At 62.5% G+C, this 20,282-nt stretch carries 20 protein-coding genes and 4 pseudogenes; 6 read left to right on the top strand and 18 right to left on the bottom strand.

From position 1 onward, the window contains the following. Nucleotides 1-87: 87 nt before the first annotated feature. Nucleotides 88-1,067: pseudogene (gene cysK / locus AAF143_RS14245) on the bottom strand (cysteine synthase A). A gap of 143 nt (nucleotides 1,068-1,210) precedes the next feature. On the opposite strand from cysK, the gene AAF143_RS14250 reads away from it, so the two are divergent. The 5 genes from AAF143_RS14250 to AAF143_RS14270 all read left to right on the top strand — a co-directional run bounded on the left by AAF143_RS14250 (nucleotide 1,211) and on the right by AAF143_RS14270 (nucleotide 3,327). After that, complete coding sequence (locus AAF143_RS14250) at nucleotides 1,211-1,732, top strand: MotA/TolQ/ExbB proton channel family protein (protein WP_255006508.1); 522 nt, start codon at nucleotides 1,211-1,213, stop codon at nucleotides 1,730-1,732. After that, nucleotides 1,729-2,007 (top strand): hypothetical protein, encoded by a 279-nt coding sequence (locus AAF143_RS14255; RefSeq protein ID WP_414027238.1) that lies wholly within the window; start codon nucleotides 1,729-1,731, stop codon nucleotides 2,005-2,007. The genes AAF143_RS14250 and AAF143_RS14255 overlap by 4 nt, the downstream gene beginning before the upstream one ends. 70 nt (nucleotides 2,008-2,077) lie before the next feature. Continuing rightward, complete coding sequence (locus AAF143_RS14260) at nucleotides 2,078-2,359, top strand: hypothetical protein (protein WP_414027239.1); 282 nt, start codon at nucleotides 2,078-2,080, stop codon at nucleotides 2,357-2,359. Nucleotides 2,360-2,419: 60 nt separating this feature from the next. Continuing rightward, nucleotides 2,420-2,938 carry a hypothetical protein gene (locus tag AAF143_RS14265; protein ID WP_414027240.1) on the top strand — a complete coding sequence of 173 codons (519 nt, stop codon included), beginning with the start codon at nucleotides 2,420-2,422 and terminating at the stop codon, nucleotides 2,936-2,938. Next, the gene (locus tag AAF143_RS14270) at nucleotides 2,935-3,327 is read left to right on the top strand and encodes a hypothetical protein (protein WP_414027241.1); all 393 of its coding nucleotides are present in this window, start codon (nucleotides 2,935-2,937) and stop codon (nucleotides 3,325-3,327) included. The genes AAF143_RS14265 and AAF143_RS14270 overlap by 4 nt, the downstream gene beginning before the upstream one ends. Before the next feature lie 201 nt (nucleotides 3,328-3,528). Here AAF143_RS14270 and AAF143_RS14275 read toward each other — a convergent pair. From AAF143_RS14275 to AAF143_RS14305, 7 genes and pseudogenes are all read right to left on the bottom strand, one after another. Then, nucleotides 3,529-5,041 (bottom strand): annotated as a pseudogene (locus AAF143_RS14275) (GMC oxidoreductase). 12 nt (nucleotides 5,042-5,053) lie between these two features. Continuing rightward, nucleotides 5,054-5,670 (bottom strand): annotated as a pseudogene (locus tag AAF143_RS14280) (cytochrome c oxidase subunit 3). Further along, nucleotides 5,667-7,357 (bottom strand): annotated as a pseudogene (locus AAF143_RS14285) (cytochrome c oxidase subunit I). The pseudogenes AAF143_RS14280 and AAF143_RS14285 overlap by 4 nt, the downstream one beginning before the upstream one ends. 3 nt (nucleotides 7,358-7,360) lie before the next feature. After that, nucleotides 7,361-7,528, bottom strand: a complete 168-nt coding sequence (locus AAF143_RS14290; protein ID WP_414027242.1) for a hypothetical protein — start codon at nucleotides 7,526-7,528, stop codon at nucleotides 7,361-7,363. Continuing rightward, nucleotides 7,492-8,319: a cytochrome c oxidase subunit II gene (locus tag AAF143_RS14295; protein WP_414027243.1), complete on the bottom strand. Its 828-nt coding sequence runs from the start codon at nucleotides 8,317-8,319 to the stop codon at nucleotides 7,492-7,494. The genes AAF143_RS14290 and AAF143_RS14295 overlap by 37 nt, the downstream gene beginning before the upstream one ends. Then, nucleotides 8,316-8,903, bottom strand: a complete 588-nt coding sequence (locus AAF143_RS14300) for a DUF2231 domain-containing protein (protein WP_255006533.1) — start codon at nucleotides 8,901-8,903, stop codon at nucleotides 8,316-8,318. The genes AAF143_RS14295 and AAF143_RS14300 overlap by 4 nt, the downstream gene beginning before the upstream one ends. After that, on the bottom strand, nucleotides 8,903-9,400 hold the full coding sequence (locus tag AAF143_RS14305) for a DUF2231 domain-containing protein (RefSeq protein WP_255006535.1): 498 nt from the start codon (nucleotides 9,398-9,400) through the stop codon (nucleotides 8,903-8,905). Before AAF143_RS14305 ends, AAF143_RS14300 begins: the two co-directional genes overlap by 1 nt. 131 nt (nucleotides 9,401-9,531) lie before the next feature. Here AAF143_RS14305 and AAF143_RS14310 point away from each other — a divergent pair, with 131 nt between their 5' ends. Beyond that, a complete protein-coding gene (locus AAF143_RS14310) occupies nucleotides 9,532-9,972 on the top strand; it encodes an HdeD family acid-resistance protein (protein WP_315859596.1) in 441 nt (146 codons plus the stop codon). Between the two features lie 30 nt (nucleotides 9,973-10,002). On the opposite strand, the gene AAF143_RS14315 is transcribed toward AAF143_RS14310, so the two are convergent. The 10 genes from AAF143_RS14315 to gntH form a co-directional block, all read right to left on the bottom strand. After that, complete coding sequence (locus AAF143_RS14315) at nucleotides 10,003-10,152, bottom strand: hypothetical protein (RefSeq protein WP_414027244.1); 150 nt, start codon at nucleotides 10,150-10,152, stop codon at nucleotides 10,003-10,005. Nucleotides 10,153-10,653: 501 nt separating this feature from the next. Then, nucleotides 10,654-12,294 (bottom strand): alpha/beta hydrolase, encoded by a 1,641-nt coding sequence (locus AAF143_RS14320; protein WP_255006539.1) that lies wholly within the window; start codon nucleotides 12,292-12,294, stop codon nucleotides 10,654-10,656. 379 nt (nucleotides 12,295-12,673) lie between these two features. After that, nucleotides 12,674-13,147 carry a hypothetical protein gene (locus AAF143_RS14325; RefSeq protein ID WP_255006541.1) on the bottom strand — a complete coding sequence of 158 codons (474 nt, stop codon included), beginning with the start codon at nucleotides 13,145-13,147 and terminating at the stop codon, nucleotides 12,674-12,676. Nucleotides 13,148-13,218: 71 nt separating this feature from the next. After that, nucleotides 13,219-13,692 carry a hypothetical protein gene (locus AAF143_RS14330; protein WP_414027245.1) on the bottom strand — a complete coding sequence of 158 codons (474 nt, stop codon included), beginning with the start codon at nucleotides 13,690-13,692 and terminating at the stop codon, nucleotides 13,219-13,221. A gap of 1,314 nt (nucleotides 13,693-15,006) precedes the next feature. Further along, complete coding sequence (locus AAF143_RS14335; protein ID WP_255006547.1) at nucleotides 15,007-16,596, bottom strand: B12-binding domain-containing radical SAM protein; 1,590 nt, start codon at nucleotides 16,594-16,596, stop codon at nucleotides 15,007-15,009. Nucleotides 16,597-16,665: 69 nt separating this feature from the next. Continuing rightward, a complete protein-coding gene (locus AAF143_RS14340; RefSeq protein WP_414027246.1) occupies nucleotides 16,666-16,929 on the bottom strand; it encodes a hypothetical protein in 264 nt (87 codons plus the stop codon). Between the two features lie 470 nt (nucleotides 16,930-17,399). Further along, nucleotides 17,400-17,558, bottom strand: coding sequence for a hypothetical protein (locus tag AAF143_RS14345; RefSeq protein ID WP_414027247.1), 159 nt, complete (start codon nucleotides 17,556-17,558; stop codon nucleotides 17,400-17,402). Next, nucleotides 17,483-18,415, bottom strand: a complete 933-nt coding sequence (locus tag AAF143_RS14350) for a CobW family GTP-binding protein (RefSeq protein ID WP_414027248.1) — start codon at nucleotides 18,413-18,415, stop codon at nucleotides 17,483-17,485. Before AAF143_RS14350 ends, AAF143_RS14345 begins: the two co-directional genes overlap by 76 nt. Next, nucleotides 18,396-18,632, bottom strand: a complete 237-nt coding sequence (locus tag AAF143_RS14355) for a hypothetical protein (RefSeq protein WP_255006551.1) — start codon at nucleotides 18,630-18,632, stop codon at nucleotides 18,396-18,398. Before AAF143_RS14355 ends, AAF143_RS14350 begins: the two co-directional genes overlap by 20 nt. Nucleotides 18,633-18,818: 186 nt before the next feature. After that, nucleotides 18,819-20,228 (bottom strand): guanitoxin biosynthesis MBL fold metallo-hydrolase GntH, encoded by a 1,410-nt coding sequence (gene gntH / locus AAF143_RS14360; protein ID WP_255006559.1) that lies wholly within the window; start codon nucleotides 20,226-20,228, stop codon nucleotides 18,819-18,821. Nucleotides 20,229-20,282 lie beyond the last annotated feature (54 nt).

Consider the following 20,282-nt stretch of genomic DNA (forward strand, 5'->3'; position numbering starts at 1 on the left):
CGAGAGAATCAAGCGTTCGGGAGCCGGGGCCTCGCCAGGCTCCCCGCCGGCGGGGGCGGGATCGGAGAAGGGCAGCACCACGGGCTTTCAGACGGCCGCCAGGCCCTTCTCGTTGAAGACCCCTTCAAACAGCACCGAGCTGAGGTAGCGCTCGCCGGAATCAGGAAGGACCACCACGATCGTCTTGCCGGCGTAGGCGGGTTCCTGGGCCAGGCGCACCGCAACGACCGTGGCTGCCCCGCAGGAGATGCCCGCCAGGATGCCCTCCTCACGGGCGAGACGCCGAGCCATGGCGACGGCTTCCTCGTCGCTCACCTGCTCGATCCGGTCCACCAGATCGAGATCGAGGTTGTCCGGCACGAAACCGGCGCCGATGCCCTGGATCTTGTGGGGACCGGGCTTGATCGGCTCACCCGCCTTGGTCTGGCTGATCACCGGGCTGTTGATCGGCTCAACGGCCACGGACACCAGGGGCTTGCCCAGGGTGTGCTTGATGTAGCGGCTGACGCCGGTGATGGTGCCGCCGGTGCCCACCCCGGACACGAACACGTCGACATCGCCATCGGTCTGCTCCCAGATCTCCGGGCCGGTGGTGTCGTGGTGCACCTGGGGATTGGCGGGATTGGCGAACTGCTGCAGCAGCACGTAGCGATCGGGGTCGGAGGCGGCGATGGCCTGGGCTCGGGAGACCGCACCGCTCATGCCCAGGCGGCCTTCGGTGAGCTCCAGGTGGGCCCCGTAGGCGGTGAGCAACTTGCGCCGTTCGAGGCTCATCGTCTCCGGCATCGTCAAGGTGAGCCGGATGCCGCGGGAGGCGGCGACGAAGGCCAGGGCGATGCCGGTGTTGCCGCTGGTGGGCTCGATCAGTTCCTTGCCGGGGCCGAGCAGCCCATCCTTTTCGGCCTGCCAGATCATCGCCGCCCCGATGCGGCACTTGACCGAATAGGCGGGGTTGCGGCCTTCAATCTTGGCCAGCACCCGCGCCTGGGCGTCGCCGACGACGCGGTTGAGCTGCACCAGGGGGTGTGGCCGATGCTCAGGCTGTTGTCAGCGAAGACGGCGCCCATCAAATGGTCGTGGTAGGTGAGCGCACCCTAAGGGAGCCCTCCGGCTCGGGCCAAGACCGGCTGTCAAGTCAGGCAGACACCACCTGCAGGCGTTGCGGAGCCGTACATTTCAGCGATTCCGGTCCCGCAAGGAGTCGCCAGCGATGGGCCTCAGCGCACTGCAGCACGGTGGAGCGGCGGTGCTGCCACTGCTGCTGCTGTCGATCGTGGTCGTGGCCATCGGGATCGATCGGGCCCGTTACTGGAAGGTTCAGGGCCTCGGCCCGGCCCGGGCCGAACGGCTGCTGGCGGAGGCGCTCCAGGGCAGCTCGGACCCTGGCCAGTCACGGCTGCGTCAGGAGCTGCTGCTGCGCCAACTGGAACGCCAGGGCGCCAGCGGCGAAGCCGTGCTGGAAGCCGCCGCTGTGATCGGCCCCCTGCTGGGCCTGATCGGCACCGTTGCCGGGCTGATCCGGGCCCTGGCGGAGCTGGGCCCCCAGCTGGTGCTGCCCAGCGGCGGCGCCAGCCTGACCAGCTACTCCCAGGTGCTGGTGAGCACTCTGCTGGGGCTGGTGGTGGCCTTGATCGCCACCGTGGTGCTGCGCACCAACCGGGGCCTGCGCCTGCGGCAGCGGCAGCAGCTCGAAACCGCCGGCTTGCGCCTCGCCCTGGAGGCTCAGCCGTGAGCCCGCCGCTGTTCGCCCTCACCGGCCTCACCCTGGTGTTGCTGACGGCTGTGGCGACCGTGCCGGAGCTGCTGCGGGCGAACGAGCCCAGGGTGAACCTGCCTCCAGCCAAGGAGACCCGCGCTCCCTGGGTGGTGGTGCGCTCCGGGGGCGGCCGCTGGTTTCTCAATGGATCTCCGATCGAGGCTGGGGCCCTGGTCGCCAACCTGAACACCGCTCCACCGGGGGAACGGTGCGCTTCCTGGCCTCCTCGGCCCTGGCCACCGGCGAGGTGAGCCGCTCCCTGGCCTGGCTGCGCCGGCAAAGCCGCCAGCCGGTGCTGCTGGAGCTCGCCCAGAACCCGCGATGAGCCCCTTCAACCCCACGGTCAACAGCGCCACCGGCGCTACCGGGAGCCTCGATGGCCTTGCCTACGGGGCCCTCTCCACGGCCCTGGTCCTGCTGGCGGCGGGGCTCCTGGTGGTGCCCCAGCTCCTCGCCCTGCGGCCCGCCCACAGGGGGTGGTGGCGCTGCACCTGGCCGCTGACGGCGGCCTGCGGCTCTGGAACCGCCCGATCACCCCCCAGCAGCTGCCCCAGGTGTTGCGGGAGGCTGGTCGGATCAGCCCCAAAGCCCGGATCCGGCTGATCCCTGACCCCGCCACCCCCTGGGGGGTGGTGCAGTCCGTTCTTCCCATGCTCGAACTCGGTGTCCTTCCTTTCGAAGTTCAACTTCCCCGATCCCCGGCCCAACCTTGAGCGCTTCGTCCCGCGGTCTTGGGCCGCTCGGCTCATGGCGGCCAAGCCCTCACCGGCGTTAATGGCCCGTTGGCCCGGGCCCTGGCGTGCCCTGGCCCTGCCCGTGGGCGTCGCCGTGGCGCTCCATGCCCTGGGGCTTGCGGGGGCCACCCTGGTCGAGTCCAGGCGCCCCACGCCGGCGCTGCTCACCAGCGGCGACGACACCCCGGAACTGTTGCGCTTCAGCCGCCGTGCCAGCCAGGTGTCGGGCCAGCTCACGAGCCAGGGCCAAGCTCCGAACCTGAGCCTGGTGCCCTTGCCCCTGGACAGCACCCTGCCGCCACCGCCCCCCGACCTGGCCTTCCTGGGCCAGGCCGGGGACCCCCGGCGGCAAAGCCGCCAAGGGCGGCGCCCGAGTCGCTTCCCCCAAATCAGCCAGCGGATCCCCAGCGCCCACGGCGCCGCCCCCTGCGCCTGGGAGAGCTGGTGACGGCGGAGCGGGCTTCCCTGGAGGGACTTCCCAGCGATCCGCTTGTCGCCTTCAAGCTCGCCGCTGCCCTCGCCGCCCGTTCGGACAGCGCGGTCGACTCCCCGGTCCCCGACAAAGCCGCCGAAGCGATCGCCCGGCGCCAGCTCAAGCTGACCGCTGGCGGCGAAAAACCCTTCCTGCTGCTCTGGAAACAGGCACGTCCCCTGACCGGGCGCCCAGCGGCCCTGGAGGAACTGCCCGAAGGGGTGGAGGTGCGCAGCCTGAGTCTGGCCGCCGTGCGCCGTCAGGGTCTGAGGCAACCCCACGGCCTCTCGATCAGTTACGGAACAAGCCTGCTGCTGCTATGGGTGGAGGGCGAGGAGCTCTGGCTGATCCAGCAAAAGAGCTGAAGCGTCGCCGACCTCCTTAGGTTGCAGGTGTTGACTCGATCCGATGGGGATCTCCCTGGTGGTGCGCTGGCAGGCCGGTTCAGGGCAGCCCCTGGCTCTCGGTGCTGATCCCCGCCCGCGATGAGGAGCGCACAGTGCCCCACCGGCTGCTTCGGCTGCTGGCCGCCCTGCGGCTCTACAGGTGAGGCCGCTCCAGGGAGCTCAGAGCACCCGTTTGAGGTGCTCCGCCAGCCGCAGGGCCAGGGCGATCACCGTGAGCCCGGGCCCGACGCTGGGGCAGCTCGGGAACACGCTGGCATCGGCCATGTAGAGGTTCACCAGCTGATGGCTCCTGCCGTGGAGATCCACCACGGAGGCGGTGGGATCGCTGCCCATGCGGGCGGTGCCGCAGGCGAAGCCCAGCACCGCCAGCGGCGACTCGCCGCGGGGATGAAGCGGAAAGGCCCGCACCACCGTGGTGGCGGGGTCCGCTTCCAGGGCCTTGATCGTGGACAGCCAGCGGTAGACGAGACGGTCGTGGGCCTCGCGGTTGTTGGCGGTGTAGGTGATCTGCACGCCCTCGCCCCGCAGGCTCACCCGGTTGGCGGGATCGGGCCTGACGCCGCTGCTGGCCCACCAGCTCACCGTGCGCACCGCCAGCTGCTCCAGCACGGCCTTGGGCAAAAGCCGCGTGACCAAGGAAAGCAGGGGCGGCGATTCGGCGAACAGCGGATCCTGGAGCACACCGCCACCGTTGCGGATCTGCCCCAACGGCACGCACACGTTCTTGTCGCCCCAGTAGTAGTCGTTGATGGCCAGACCACAGCCGTAGCGGCCGGAATCGGGCTGGGCCGCCAACTGCAGGATCGAGGAGAGCTGGGGCTTCATCAGGTTGCGGCCCACCTGGCCCGAACCGTTGGCCAGCCCATCGGGATGCTGGTCGTTGTGGGAGCGCAGCAGCAGAGCAGCGGTGTTGATCGCACCGGCCGCCAGGACCACCACATGGCCGTTGAACAGCCAGTTCTGGCCGTCGATCTCCGCCTGCACCCCCTTGACCTCGCGGCCACTGGGGTTGACGTGCAGCCGCGTCACCCGGGCCCCCGTGCGCAGGGTCACCCGTTGGGAGGCCACGGCCCCATCCACCCCGAAGCGCTCGGCGTCGCCGCTGGGATCAAGCTGCGACATCGACCAGCTGATCGGAGGGTCATAGGCGGTGACACCGAGGCGGGCCAGGTCGGTGCGCAGGCTCTCGAGGATCGGTTCAAGCGGCCGGGGTGGATGCAGATACTCCCCGTGCGCGGCGGCTCGGTGGGGTCGACGCCCTGGCGCCCGTGCACCCGATAGAGCCGTTCGGCGCGGTCGTAGTGGGGGCTAGATCGGCGTAGCTGAGCTCCCAGCCCGCACAGGAACCATCGAGATGGCGCTGGGGGGCGAAGTCCCGCTCGCGGAAGCGCTCGAGCACCCCACCCCAGATCTTGGTGTTGCCCCCGAGGGCGTAGATCATCTGGGGCGGAAAGGGATCGCCATCGGTGCCGAACCACTGCTCGCCGGGGTGATAGCGGGTGTTGCGGATCAGATCGACATCCGCCAGGTTCTGATCGGTCAGGGCCATGGCGCCGCCCCGTTCCAGCACCAGCACGCTCTTGCCGCTCTCAGCCAGGGCTCCCGCCAGGGTGCCGCCGCCGGCGCCGGTGCCGATCAGGATCAGGTCATAGGTGTGGTCGTCGATGATCACGGCATCACTCCTTCAGCGCCAGACGTAGAGGAGCAGAAACAGCGCGATCCAGATCACATCGACGAAGTGCCAGAACAAGGAGGCGGCCACCACTCCCTGCTCACCGCCGTCGTAGTTGCCGGGAAGAAACGACCTCACCAGCATCAGGGCCATCAGCAGCACCCCCGTGGCCACGTGCAGGCCATGGAAGCCCGTGAGCAGGTAGAAGGTGCCGCCGAAGGTGCCGGAGGTGAAGCCGAAGCTCAGGGATTGCCATTCCAGCGCCTGGCCGTAAAGGAAGTAGGCCCCCATGGCCATGGTCAGCAGCCAGAAGGCGCGGAAGCCCCAGAGGGAACCGCGGTGCTTGAACCACTCCGCCAGAACGATCGTGCCCGAACTCGACACCAGGACCACCGAGTTGATCAGGGGGTGCGCCACTCGAGCCCCTCCACCCCCGGCGGCAGCCAGTCACTGGCCGAGAGCTTCAAGACGGCGTAGCCGCTGAAGAAGGCCAGAAAGATGACACTCTCTGAGCACAGAAAAATGATGAACCCCGTGAGTGTGTGATTGCCATGGGCGGCATGGCCGCCATGGGATGGGGCAGCTTCGAGGGAGGCGGAGGCCTCAGCTGGAGCGGGAGTGGAACTCATGCCCTCACCGCCAGCAGCGCCAGGGCCTGCTCAATCTCCTCCTGGTGCTCCACCAGGGGCCTGCCGGTGCCGTAGCCGTAGGGCGCACTGATCACCGTGGGCACATCATCCTCGAAGTTCTCCAATGGCGGCGGCGAGGGCAGCAGCCACTCCAGACCGATCGCCCGCCAGGGGTTGGCGCCGGCGCGCTCGCCGCGCACCACCGAGCTGACCATGTTGATCAGGAAGGGAATGATCGAGACCCCCAGCAGGAAAGCGCCGAGGCTGGCGAGCACGTTCCAGAAGGCGAACTCCGGGTCGTAGGAGGACACCCGCCGTGGCATGCCCATCAACCCCAGGGGGTGCATGGGCAGGAAGTTGAGGTTGGCGCCCACAAACGTGAGCAGGCAGTGGAGCTTGCCGAGGCCCTCGTAGGGCATGCGGCCGGTGAACTTGGGAAACCAGTGGTAGATCGCCGCGAAGATGCCCATCACGGCGGCGCCGTAGATCACGTAGTGGAAATGGCCCACCACGAAGTAGGTGTTGTTGACGTGGATGTCGATCGGCACCGTGGCCAGCATGATGCCGGTGATGCCGGCAAACACGAAGTTGACCAGCCCCCCAGGCAGAACAACATCGGTGTGGTGAGCTGCAGCTTGCCGCCCCAGAGCGTGGCCAACCAGGCGAACACCTTCACGCCGGTGGGTACGGCGATCAGCATCGTGGTGACCATGAACAGATCGCGCATCCACTGGCTCACGCCACTGGGGAACATGTGGTGCACCCACACCACTAAGCCCAGGCCCACGATCACGAACGAGGCGATCGCCACAAAGGGATAGCCGAACAGCGGCTTGCGGGCATAGACGGGAAACAGCTCCGAGAAGATGCCGAACACCGGCAGGATGATCACATACACCGCCGGATGCGAATAGAACCAGAAGAAGTGCTGATAGAGCACCGGATCACCACCGCCGGTCGGGTCGTAGAACGTGGTGCCCACGGTGAGATCGAGCAGCAGCATCACGGCGCCGCCGGTGAGCGCCGGCAGGCCGATCAGTTGGATCGTCTGGGCCGCCAGGGCCGTCCAGCAGAAGATCGGCATCCGGAACAGGCCCATCCCAGGGGCGCGCATGCGCAGGATCGTGGTCACGAAATTGAGGGCGCCCAGGATGGAAGAGATACCGGAGAGGGCCACGGCCAGGATCCAGAGGGATTCACCGTTGATCAGGTGGCCCAGGGGGTTCTGTACGCTCACCGGCGGGTAGGACCACCAGCCCGCCGAAGCCGGTCCGCCGGGGACGAAGAAGCTGGCGATCAGCACCAGCCCGAAGACGGGAAACATCCAGAACGCCACCGCATTCAGGCGCGGGAAGGCCATGTCCGGGGCGCCAATCATCACAGGGATCAGCAGGTTGTTGAGCCCGTTCAGCACCGGAAAGGTGAACAGGAACAACATGATCGTGCCGTGCATGGTGTACAGGCCGTTGTAGACCGTGCGGTCGACCAGATCGGCCGCCGGGGTGAGCAGTTCGCCCCGCATCACCATCGCCAGGAAGCCCCCGATCAGGAAGAAGGCAAAGGAGAGCACCACGTATTGGATGCCGATCACCTTGGCGTCGGTGCAGAAGCTGAAGTACCGCAACCACGACGGCGGCGATGGCTTCGGTGGAGATGGGCTGGGGCTGGTGGGGGAGAGGACGGTCATCGCTCAGGCGTCGTGGGGGAGAGAAGCGGAGCCGGGAACATTCACCAGGGGCGGCGGCGCGGGGGGCACCGTGGCCCAGCGGATTCCCCCCGCCGGCTGACGCGTGAGCCGCTCGGCCTCCTCAACGGCCAGGCTCAGGCCCGGTTGCAGGGGCTGGTGGGCGGCGGCCACGAGCCAGGAGGCGAAGGCCTCGGGGGCTCCACCACCACATCGGCCTGGTTGGCGGCGAACCAGGCACCGCTGAACTGGGAATCCCGCAGCCGGTAGCGGCCGCTGCGGGTGGGGGTGAGCGAGAAATCGATCGCACGGCCCGGCACCACGTCCTGCTTGAGGCGGAAGGCGGGCACGTAGAAGCCATGCAGCACGTCCGGGGAGGTGAGCACGAAGGTGACGGGCTGATCCAGGGGCAGGTGCAGCTCGGTGGAGGAGACCTGCGCCCGCGGGTAGCGGAACTCCCAGGACCACTGGCGGGCGATCACCTCGATCCGCAAAGGACCCGTGTCCTCAGGCGCCCCAGGGCTGCGGTCGCTGGCCTCGATCACCGCCCCAGGGCCAACTGCAGCCCCAGCCCCAGCCGCAGCTCCAGAGCCGTGCACGTGCTCCATCGGCCCCAGCACCCCGAGCTCACGGTTCACGCGGATGCTCACCACCGCGATCGCCATCACGATCACCAGCGGAATCACCGTCCAGACGATCTCCAGCCGCGTGTTGCCCTCCATCGGCGGGCCGTCCTCCTGGTCGTACTTCTCGGCGCGGTTGAACAGCAGCACCCAGAGCAGCACCGAGAGCACCCCGAGAAACACGAAGCTGCCGATCGCGGTCTCGAGGCTGAACAGCCCATCCACCAGCGGCGCGGCATTGGAGGCCTGCACAGGGAACCAGCGGTAGGACTGCTCCCCCATCCAGAGGCTGGCGAGCACCAGTACCACCAGCCAGAGGCCAAGCAGCAGCCAACGGATCACGGCAGCGCCTCCCGCAGGTCGGCACCGGAGGCCAGCAACTGGACTGCGGTGATGTGCACCCCGAACTCCGCCGCCAGCTGGGCCCCGAGGGTGCCATGCAAACCCATGAGCACCGCGATGCCCAGGCCGGCCAGCAGGTAGCTCCATTGCACCTGGCGGCCCATGTCCTTGCGCCAGGCGAAGCGCTGGAAGCCGCGCCAGAGCGCCATCAGCGCGATCAGCAGAAGCAGGGCCACGCCGCCCACCCCATGCCAGAGCATCGTCACCTGGCTGCCGAGGCCGAAGGGGCTGAGCACCCCTTCGAGCGGTTCGGCCAGCAACATCTCATAGAAGCCACTGGCGACGGTGAAAAAGCTGAGCAGAACGCTGGCCAGCAGGTTGTACCAGCCCACATCGTGGAAGCCGGCGCGCGTGACCGGCAGGGCCAGGAAACGGAACAGCCGCTTCTCGAAGGGGTAGAGGGCGCCGATGATGTCGAAGCCGATGGCGACGGCATAGAGGCCGATGCTCAGATGCACCAGGTTGGGGTGAATCGGCAGGCCGTAGGGCAGGCCGTTGGGGCCGAAGGCCAGCTCAGGACCCATCAGACCAGCCCCCGTCGCAGGGCATCCACCACCGGCACCGTGTGCAGGCCGTAGACCCAGATCAGTCGATCCCCCAGCACCACCTGCACCACCACGAGTGCGCTCAGCAACGCGCCCGCCCCGAGGAACGCCACGGGGAGTTGCTTGGGATCCCGCAGCCGGATCACGTAGCGCCAGGCCGTGAGCACCGAGAGCACTCCCGCCAGGGCCCAGCCCAGGGTGGTGTGCTGATTGAGCAGTTCCCGCGAGGCGCCGTAGGGGTTGGCCAAGCCCGCTTCGATCGAGCCAATGATGATCGCCACGAAGATGGTGGCGGTGGATACCAGCAGGTTCCAGAAACTCACCTCCAGCAGGGCCGGACGCTTGGCCACCAGGGCGATCAGATCAAACACGACCACCATCAGGGCCGAGGCGATCACGAAATGCACCACGATCGGGTGCAGCGTGTCGGGCCACGGCAGGTTGTGGTCGTTGAGGGCCGGTAGCAGCTCGAGCATGGACCGCTCCCGCCTGGTCGCGCGTTCTCTCAGTGTGTCGGCAGTCGCAGGCCACTGCGGGCAATGTCACCAAAAGGCTTCACGGTTGCGGCTCTTAGGCTGCTGCCTACTTACAACCGGCCTTCTCGATCGTGCTGCCGTTCGTCTCGGCGACGGCGCTGACGATCGCCATCGGCGGGGTGGCGATCGCCGCCGGGGTGGCCCAGTTTCTGCGGCTCACCGGCGAGGCGGAGCTGAACGGCAAGCTCTTCCGTGGCCTCTCGGGCCTCTTTTATCTGGCCACAGGCGCCTGGATCCTGATCCACCCAATCGACAGCGAGGTGAGCCTGACCCTGCTGGTGGGCCTGCTGCTGGTGTTCGAGGGGGTGATGGAGCTGGCGGGCGCCGCCTCCATTGCCGGTCAGGCGCGGGGACTGGTGATCGTCGATGGGGTGGTGACGGCGATCCTGGGCGGGCTGCTGGTGGCCGAGTGGCCGAGCGACAGCCTCTGGGCGATCGGCACCCTGTTTGGCGTGGCCCTGTTCTTCTCGGCGATCAACCTGATCACGGCACCCACCGCTCCCGCCGCCTGAACATGGGGGGACCAGCAGGTCCTGGCGGGGTCAGGACTGGCAGTTCTTGCCCCAGGTCTGGGTGCAGGTGCCGTCGTCGTTGCAGGCCACCGCTTTGATCGGTCGATCGAAGCGCTCGGAGAAGGCCTGCTGCACGATCGCCGAGGGGCTTCGCCCTTGAAGACCTTGGTGGCTTTGCAACTGGCCTGGGCCAGGGCCGCAGGTGCGAGCAAGGGGATCGTGAGCAGGGGCAGGAGCAGGAGACGTCGCACGGGCACTAGAAGCGCACGAATCCAATCCTACCCAAGGTCTTTGCTGAGCGATCTGCCCAGTTGCGAGCCGATGGGGCTGACGAGCACCAGCGGAACAAGCGACTGAATCAGGTTGAGAACGCCGCCAAAAGCTGGATTTGAGGCCATGGCCGTTGAAACCACCTCCGTTGTAGAGACCACCGTTGAATTGGCCGTTGTTGAATGGCAGGCTGTCGTTCCCCCAACGGGGAACGACGAGCTGTACCTCCCACTAGCGGAAGACGCCCGTGACCCCATGATTGGCAATTGGCAATGGCCATTGGCCAGCTGACGTCGCTGTCATTGCACAGGACTGGCCGCTGCGTTGGCGACCAATCCATGCAAAAACGAAAGAATTTTGCATCACCAGAGTGAGGTATTCTACGAGTTATCGCCAAAAGGCTTTTGATCTTCAGGGGTTGGCGCGCCTAAAAGTATCAATTGCAGTGACCAACTCAGGACTTGAGGAGCCAGTGATGAAGTCAAGCTTAAAGGTTTGGCCCTTGCTCAAATACTCGGCGTAGGCGGAGCGTAGATGAGGCTTGAAAGTGTCTGATTTCTGAACGTAAGCCGTGAAGAATGGAACAGCGGTGCCACTGATATAGCTACCAATCAAATTCTGACTTGGAATGGTGAGAGTGCCCACAGATTCAATGGCCTCCTTGATGCCTGGGTCGATTTGCGAGAAGTTCACATGGGCCTGCCCCTCAGCCATCATCCAGTACTTCTGGGGGGACTTAAGCCAGGTGAAACTGGAGGCCTGCTCAAGCGCTGCAGGTGCGGCGGGATCATAACTACCTGAGGCAAGCAAGACGGGAATAGCGATGCGGCTTAGCCCCACCGGACCGAAGATAGAACGGTTGACTGGATTAGCTGCAAAAACAGCACCGGCTCTAGGATCCTGAAGTTGGTAGGCCTTACGAGGCAAGAGAAGTGCCCGGCACTCAAGCAATAAAGAAGGAACCAGGCCACCAGTCTCCTTATCGCAAGACTTCTGGAGGTAATCAAAATCAATTGTGGCCCCAGAAAGGGCTAGAGCGGTATAACCACCGAAGGAATGACCAAATACGCCCACACTAGCAAGATCCAGCCTACCACCATAGTCTGAGGCATTGCGACGATTCAATTCGTCTAGAACAAAGCTCAGATCTTTCGGACGATTAATGAAGTCATTAATATCAAAAAGGTCTTTGTGCAGGCCACGTAGTGTTTCCTTCAGCCGAATGCTATCGCTTCCTGGATGCTGAGGTGCTGCAACAACAAAACCATAGGACGCTAGCTGTCGAAGACCCTCCGCATAGGCTTCTGGGCGAGAAAATAGCCCATGGGAGAAAACGACTACATGAATCTTCTGCTGAGAATCACCAACAGGGCGATATACATTTACATAAAACTTTCGATCACGAGTTTTGTCATTCAGGTTCCATACCGCTTCTTCAACCTTGAAGGGGCCCGGCTTGCGCGGATCAGGCAGATTGGCATAGTTAAAGTTTGAATCAGTTGCCGCCTCCTTTGCCGTGAGGGAACGGAGCAGCTTGGTGAGAGTATCGGTTGCCACAATTATTTTTTTACCTACTTTCGCCCCAGCCTGGATCTTCTCTCCTTGGATCCGAACGCCTGTCGGAAGTTGCTGGAACACGCTCAACAAGCTCAGTCCTTCCTTGGAGAAGGCTGCACCAATCATCGCTGAGCGCAAGGCATACATCCCATTACCACCACTGCTGAGTGTGATGCCATTGCCGAGGCGCTTCAAAACCGATTCACCGATACCAGAGTAAAAGAATCTGCTGACCAGCAGAGGATCCAATTTTGCTTGCTTCACCAGGACAGTACGCAGACGTTCCTGCTGTTCCGGTGTGGTGAACTGCAGGAAAAATGCCAGGTCATCTGGAACGACACCACCATCGGCAAAGGTTTTGAGAGAGCTGATTTTTAAAGAGCGAATCAGCGGACCATAGGAAAATGAAAGAGTTTCACTTGCGCTTGCCGGCAAACCAACAACGAGTGCACAAGAAAGGCTTGCGGAAAGGAATGCGAGTGCACGTTTTTTCATTTACCCAAGTTTGAAACTCATCTAATTTTAGCACAATATAAAAATCTGTCCGCAGGCATCCTCGGAAACTGGACTACTGTTACACTTCTATCTGGCATCGTGGCGCAAACCGATCGACGTTTATTGCAGAAGAGTGGCTTGGATGGAGGGTCAGGTTCTTCTGTTAGAGAACATCAGCAGCTTCTCAAACCAAAATTTGACCGATCACCCTTCATGCCGTCATTCTCAACACCCTGATTTTGGGTTCCCAAAGCTGACGAGCAGCTTTTCGCGGCACTGGCGGTTTGATGCCGCCGATGCGGTGGTCTTAATCTTGCCGGATGGCGTGGTTCATTAACCTCGGCCGGCTGAGGCTGAAGCGCTAGAAAAGCCTTAGGACTCAGCTGCCGTTGCCGTAGGCCACCTGGCAGGCGGCATTCAGCAACTGGGCCTCGTTCGCTGATTGGGGCGGCTGGTCTGAGAACAACCCTTGCTGGCAGTCCACCTGGGCGGCCAGGGGCTCCCCTGATGAGATGTAGGTGAAGTTTGCGCCGTAGGGCGCAGTGGCCTGGAGTGAACTGTAGTCGAGTTGGTAGAAGCTCTGGGGCACGGCGATCACCGTGGATTGTTGAGCGACAGATTGGTTGACCAGAGCATTGATGGTGGCCGCTGTCGCCAAGCCCGTGAGGCCCCAGGCGGCTGAGCTGGGTCTCCACCAGCCCCAGCCCACGGGATTCACCCGATACCAACCAGTGCTCCAGCTGCGTGCACCCCAGTAGCCAGTCCGCCCCCAGGCGGGATTCCAGGCGCCCCGGGCGCCTGGAGCGCGGGCGAATCCAACACCGGCAGCGCCGTAGCCCGCGCCTGGGCGCACCCCAGCGCCTGAGGCCGGGCCACCCAGTCCTCCACGGTTGACGCCGCCCGCACCGAGACCAGCGCCACCGCCTACACCGGCGCCACCGCCAAGACCCGCGCCGCCGCCTGCACCTGCGCCACCACCGAGCCCTGCTCCACCGCCCAGACCACCGCCGGCTCCTGCGCCACCGCCAAGACCCGTGCCGCCGCCTGCACCTGCGCCACCACCGAGCCCTGCTCCACCGCCCAGACCACCGCCGGCTCCTGCGCCACCGCCAAGACCCGCGCCGCCGCCTGCACCTGCGCCACCACCGAGCCCTGCTCCACCGCCGAGACCACCGCCGGCTCCTGCGCCACCGCCAAGACCCGCGCCGCCGCCTGCACCTGCTCCCCCGCCGGGGCGTGCACCACCGCCCAAGCCACCGCCTGCTCCTGCGCCACCGCCGAGACCCGCGCCGCCGCCTGCACCTGCTCCCCCGCCGGGGCGTGCACCACCGCCCAAGCCACCACCTGCTCCTGCGCCACCGCCGAGACCCGCGCCGCCGCCGCCACCCCTACCGCCACCTAAGCCGCCGCCGCCACCCCTACCGCCACCTAAGCCGCCGCCGCCTCTGCCTCCTCCCCCACCGAAACTCCGACCCCCACCGCCTCTGCCGCCACCGCCTCCGCGTGCCTCTACAGCGATCGGTGCACAGAAGCTGGTCAGCAGGGAAGCCAGGGCCAGGGTTCTCCACCAGGTGCCTGCAATGGGGGAGTACATGATGTGACCACGATTTAATAAATATTTTTTAGACGAGGAAAACACAAAAAAACCAGGCCATTCTGAAAATGTCACATGACTGCAGCTCAGGTCTGAGTTTGTGAGCGGAAGGCAACTGCTCTACCGACTACGGGCAAGGCAGCTCTAAAATGCACACCCTTTCCGAGGCAGCAGGCCATGCGGCAGATCCTGTGAGCGCGAGAAATTAGTGGACGAGATAAAAGTTGTGGTGCCTTGGCGGGCGCTGCTCAACCTGATGGAACCCCACAACCTCAAAATTGGCAGGAAATGCTTTCGCCCGCAGGATTAACGGTCAGCAATCCTGCGAATGTGCGCGCTGCAACAATGGTATTCGTTCAATGGCCCGGCGAAAGAGGAAGTACTGATCGTGTTGCACAGCGTGCGAGGGTTTGTCTGCATCGAACTAGCCAACAATAAGGATTTCAAAAAAGATCGCCCTTCCTGTCTATTTATATGGGGAATGATGCGCCGTTCTGCACATGCTCGAGAAATAAACGGTTGGCAAGCAGATCTTTCAAGCGGACACAATAAATTTCAACGAGAGAGAATAAACCAGAGCAAGGGGTAGGATTTGTACGCCAGATTAATGACCGCACGTAGTTCTGCTCCTGGGGATCTCAGCATTCGCCGAAATACTCAAATCCTCAATCGACTAGGAAGCATTCTCAACAGCGCCAGTCAAGAATGAAGCAAAGAATACGTTGACGCATTTCACAGGGATCTCACAAGCAAAAACAGTAAATTGCGGCCAAGCTGGAGGTAAAGAAAGCCAAGATCGGCCGACCAGGCGCAAGGCACCACCAGGGCAGTAGCCAAAAAATGCATTGCTTACACCAGAATTGTGTAGGGTATATTCTCCTGCCTGCAGAAGCGACGGATGCAAGGCCTTAGAAAGCCAAAAGCCTGCGAATTGTGGATCCAACAAAATCTGCAATACACAGCACGCGAAAAAACAGATTCCTCCGTGAAGTCTGATCCGACATCAAGACTTGCTCATCACGCCAAGGATTGATTAAGACAAAGTCTAAATCTGCCGAAGAAAACCGTCCACTTCAGCCGAGGGCCCAACTCCTCGCTGGTGAGCTTCCCGGTCAACCTCAGACAGCGGCTGTCAGCGCGGCCTTCAGCGGCGCTTCCCCGACAACCTGATTGGCCTGCCCCTGGCGATAGGCGGCCAGTTGATTTTCGATCTGCCGGCGCACGATCTCCCGGTACTCCATGAAGTGCTCGTTGTGGGCACACACGGCCAGGTATTGCTCAATCACCTTGGGGTTGGAGCGAAGGATGTCGAACAGGTGATGCCAGAAGGCCCAGCGGGTGGAGCGCTTGATCCCCTGACGCCAGCAGACGATCAGCAGCGCCCGGATCACCACCGGATCAGGAAGCTTGAAGGCACTCTTCACCCTGGCTGGGCCAAGTTTGAGGAAATAGCGATGCACCCGATCGAGGTACTTGCGCGGTTCATAGAGCTGGCAGAACGCTTCGACATACTCCTGGGCAATGTCTTCCACCGGCCGGGTCGGCACGAAGTTCATCAGGGTGGTCTGGTTGATGTTGCCAACCTTGTCGATCAGCCTCCCTTCCCTCTCAAGCCTGTGCCAGAGAGCCGTGTGGGGCAGGGCCTGGAGCATGGCGAAGGTGGTGGTGGGAATCCCCGCCGCTTCTGAGAAGGCAACGATCCGCTGGCCGGCACCGACCTTCTCCCCATCGAAGCCGATGATGAATCCGGCGATCACCCTCAGGCCGGAGCGGGTGACCTTATCGATCGAGTCGAGCAGAGGCGAGCGCATGTTCTGGAACTTCATGGTCGCCGCCAGGCTGTCGGCGTCGGGGGTTTCGATGCCCATGAAGACAGCGGCAAAGTTGCAGGCCAGCATCTGATCGATGAGTTCCTGATCATCCGCCAGATCGAGGGAGGCTTCGGTATCGAAGCGGAAGGGATAACCATGCTCTCGCTGCCATTGCTCCAGCGCCGTGAGCATCAACTTGACATTGCGCTTGTTGCCGATGAAGTTGTCATCCACCATGAACACCCCACCCCGCCAGCCGAGGCTGTAGAGGCTCTCAAGCTCGCCGACGAGTTGTTCCGGCGACTTGGTCCGGGGTTTGCGCCCATAGAGCACGATGATGTCGCAGAATTCGCACTGAAACGGGCAGCCGCGCGAGAACTGCACGCTCATCGAGTCGTAGGCCCCAAGCTCAAGCAGGTCGTAGCGGGGGATGGGGGTGGAGGTCACATCCGGCTTGACGCCCTCGGAGCTGAAACGACCTCCCTTCTCGCCCTTCTCCCAGGCAGCCACGAACAGGGGCAGGGTGATCTCGCCTTCATCGAGAATCAGGTAGTCGGCGCCGGCGGCAACAAGCTCCTCGGGGGTGGAGGATGGGTAGGGACCGCCTACGGCCACGGGCTTGCCGTGATGCCTGGCCAGATTGATCTGGCGAATGATGTCGTCTTTCTGAACGATCATCGCCGACATGATCACCAGATCGGCCCACATCCACTCTTGATCGGTGACTGGCCTGATGTTGACATCAGCCAGCTTGAAGGTCCAATCCTGGGGCAGGATAGCCGCAACAGTGATCAATCCAAGGGGCGGGAGGAGAACCTTCCGATTCACCAGCTCCAGTATTTTCTCGTAGCTCCAGAATGTTTTAGGAAACTCGGGATAAACCAGTAAGACATTCATTCAGTGGTATCCACATCTGGGGCAGAGCATTGATTAGATCTGGCTCCAGTGGGCGAACTATGGCACGGCTTACCGTTCAGGCATTTCTTTCGGTGAATTCTTGAATCCGGTCTTGCCTGAGGGTTGGCGGCAGCGGAGAGCAATCAACGCCCACCCCCGCACGCCAGGCTCCCGCTCGGGGCGCAACAGCAACGCCTGAGGCTGGGCCTCCCACTCCACCGGCTCCCACCCCGGGAACAGGGGCAACGCCTGCGCCTGCAGCACCGGCTCCAACGCCAGGGGCGACTCCAACCCCAGAGGCTGGACCACCCACTCCTCCTGCTGCAGGAGCACCTACAGCGGCACCCCTTACGGCAGGAGACGCCAGACCGGGGCCAGCCGCACCTGCACCCAGGCCCGGACGTACACCGACGCCTGATGCTGGGCCTCCAACGCCTCCTCGAATGGGTCGAGCTTCAGCGCCAAAAGGAAAGAACAGAATGCAGCTGAGGGTAATCCCACCCATAAAAATAAAATTCTTCATCGATGCCACAACGTCTGTTGCAAGCCTAGCGGCTGAACAGGCAGCCGACTCGGACTCAGCTGCTTTGTGAATCTGTATTGCCAACAGATCAGGAAACTTCACACTCGAGACCGGCATTTCAGCAGCCAGCTGGAGCATGTGAAGGAATGGGTGTCATCGTTTCTGTCACTCATTGGATTCAAGTCGATGGCACGAAGTCAACCCTTGAGGCTTCCAAGGTTCTTACTTCCCTGAACCACACCCGTAAGTGGGCCTCATGACCCGAAGGAAGTGGGCCCACTCAGGTGTTAGAGGAATCCAGCACGACGGCCATGTCGAACAACTGACGTAGCGATGTCGGTTCGATGCCGTTGACGGATCCAATCACAACGACGCGCGTGTGCGGCCTTCGCTGGCCCCACTCATTCTGAAAGGAAATCTCCACGCGCTTGCCGACCACCTGGAGCACAGCAGGCTGATCCAGTGCTTCGGCAACGTAGGCCACCCCTTGGCCCGGTAGACGGTCGCCGGCAATTGCCGTAGTGCCTCACGAAGAGACTCCAGAACAAGCGGCTGATCCGTTTCGTAGCTCCAGGTGGTGAAGGCCTGCAAGTGATCGGTAGGGTCATGCTCGCAGTGCCCATGGGTGCAGTCAGGTTGCTCCAAGGAATGCAACTTGGATTCCAGCTGAACTGGATCAAATCGCCCAGCACCCATTAGCACCTCAAGTGGAACATTTCCCTGGCATGATTCGATGAGGCGATAGCGGCGGAAGCGTTCATCAAGCCATTCCGTGATCCGGTCAATATGTGATTGCTCCACAAGGTCGACCTTGTTCAAGATCACGAGATCGGCAAAGGCAATCTGACGAATCTTGAGTTCCATCATTTCGGGAACTGCAAACACCTGCTCGGCATCAACCACGCACATGATGCTGTCCAACCGTACTTGGTCGCGGATAAATTCCGCCGTAAAGGTCAGCATGATGCCAGAGGGATCGGCGACACCACTGGCTTCCAAAAGCAGGTAGTTGGGCCGCTCAGGTCGGTTGATCGTCTCGATTACCGTCTGGGCCAGGTCATCACGGATCGTGCAACAGATGCAACCGTTGGCCAAGCTGATGACATCACTTTCCACACCAACGACGAGCTCGGCATCGATATTGATGGATCCAAAGTCATTCACGAGAACGGCAACGCGCAGCCCGTGATTGCCGTTGAGGATGCGATTCAATAGGGTCGTCTTACCGGATCCGAGAAACCCGGTGAGGATCGTCAGCGGAATGGCTGTTAGATGATCAAGCATCACATGGACCACCAGTGGTTTGTTTCATCAACACCTCAACGTTGATCTTAACCTCCGGCCAACTATGGGCCAGATCATTCTTAGCAAATGCCGGCGTGTACTTGCCGGGATCGATCTCGATCAAACGGTAGATCTCATTTTGCTGCGCCTCTCGAATGAGCCTGGGCTTGGGGGCAGTGGTGACCTTGGGTAGCGGTTGCCCGCCGGGTTCGGCAGACCCCGCAAGCATCTGCTGCCGTGTGTTCTTGGCTGGAGCACCAAGGCAAGGCAGAGCCCAGATTCCCTGCGGCTTGATTGCCTACATTAACCGCCTTCACATCTGGAACGCCGATCACGAACAGGCCATCCCAGTGGAAGCACATTTCAGAAGTAATTTCTCCGTACAGCTGTGACTTACATTCAATGTGTTTGACGGCTACTCGTCACCCCAAAAGATTGACTGGATCTTCTTGACGATTTTATCTTTCACAATGCTCTTGATGTCAATCTTGAAATCCTTGGGCCAGTTCGGATTGGGCTCACGGTAGACATCCGGAGGATAATACTTCTTCGGATCGATCTCCAGTGCCAGCCGCGTCTCTGGATCTTCGATATCCGACAATCTGCGCCTTGGATTCGGAAAATCGACGGTGGTCTTGTTCAGGCTGATGTCGAATAGTTCCATCGCCTCCTTGGCCGATGGACGAGAGAAGTTTGCCGACTCGGGCAACGCCGCCTTGCGAGTCCAGATGGCCTTCTTGGTGACGTTGACGACGACGCCATCCGGTGCACCGAACTGGAAGAGGCCGTCCCAATGTGTGCGCACGCCCGCCAGAATTTCAGGGATCAATTCCTCGTCGTAGCTGAGGTGTGTGGCCATCGCCAGGCGCGGCTGCACCTGCTTGAACAGGTAGCCCGCTGCGTAGTGAACCGTATGCGCCACATCAATGGGGACAAGGCCCATGAGTGGTGGAATGCCGAACTTAAGGGCCTGGATGTTCATGGTGTCGGGTTGCAGCTCAGACACGAAGACGTCAACACCCTGGGAGTATTTCACTGTATTTTCATCTGGACGGCCATCACCTGTGAAAACGAAAGAAAGGCCATTCCAGTCGAGGCGATAGGCCGAGGCTCCGTCCTTGCCGTGGACACGACGCCAGTGCCGGATCACCACGCCGTCTTCTTCATAGCAGATGCCGTTATCATCGCGATAGTCAAACTCGTTGACATCGACTTCGTAACCATCCCCGATTGGAAAGAGGTTGAAGCTGTCGGTGTGCCAGTGGGTCATCGCCTTCATCCCCTCGATCATGGCTTTGAGGCCATCCTTGGGTGTGCGGCCGGAGGGGCCGGTCACGCGGAGCGGCTTCCAGCGCCCCATCCAGGGGGAAAAAGCGTAGATGTAGGGAAGCTCGCCGTAGTGATCGACGTGCAGGTGGGTGATGAAAATGTCGTTCACCAGCTGGAGTGGCACCTGCATGGCGACGATGTTGCGCAGGCAACCAGGGCCGAGATCGAAGAAGAAGCGCTTGCCGTTGCCCAGCTCGACCATGATCGACGTGCCCGCCTGCCTGTGTGTGGGTGGCACCGGCGCGCTGCCCACAAACGTGATGCGCATCTCGTCGCTGCCAAGCTCTTCCACGCCAGGGAAGAAGGTGTTGGCGTTCGCCACAGAGGGTGTGGGCCGGTAGTACGGCGGCAGCGTTATCCCCGTACTTGGCCCGCCACCGTAGGGATTCCTCGAACCAGAAGCGGAGCTGTTATCGATCGCCATTGATTGCTCTCTCTGATCAGTGATGGTGATTGGCTGCTGCTGCTGCCGCGAGTTCTGAAACTCAACATGCACTCAGTTTGCACGTTGCGATCGATTCAGCCTCGCAACATGACTGGGGCAGTGGCC

Origin of the sequence: Cyanobium sp. ATX-6F1 (genome assembly GCF_047395825.1) — a bacterium.
Classification (GTDB): domain Bacteria; phylum Cyanobacteriota; class Cyanobacteriia; order PCC-6307; family Cyanobiaceae; genus ATX-6F1.

Excerpts from the sequence above, each read along its gene's own strand:
- AAF143_RS14335 (WP_255006547.1), bottom strand. The coding sequence starts at position 16,596 with ATGAATGTCTTACTGGTTTATCCCGAGTTTCCTAAAACATTCTGGAGC.
- AAF143_RS14260 (WP_414027239.1), top strand. The coding sequence starts at position 2,078 with ATGAGCCCCTTCAACCCCACGGTCAACAGCGCCACCGGCGCTACCGGG.
- AAF143_RS14305 (WP_255006535.1), bottom strand. The coding sequence starts at position 9,400 with ATGCTCGAGCTGCTACCGGCCCTCAACGACCACAACCTGCCGTGGCCC.
- AAF143_RS14250 (WP_255006508.1), top strand. The coding sequence starts at position 1,211 with ATGGGCCTCAGCGCACTGCAGCACGGTGGAGCGGCGGTGCTGCCACTG.
- AAF143_RS14300 (WP_255006533.1), bottom strand. The coding sequence starts at position 8,903 with ATGGGTCCTGAGCTGGCCTTCGGCCCCAACGGCCTGCCCTACGGCCTG.
- AAF143_RS14320 (WP_255006539.1), bottom strand. The coding sequence starts at position 12,294 with ATGAAAAAACGTGCACTCGCATTCCTTTCCGCAAGCCTTTCTTGTGCA.
- AAF143_RS14355 (WP_255006551.1), bottom strand. The coding sequence starts at position 18,632 with ATGCTTGCGGGGTCTGCCGAACCCGGCGGGCAACCGCTACCCAAGGTC.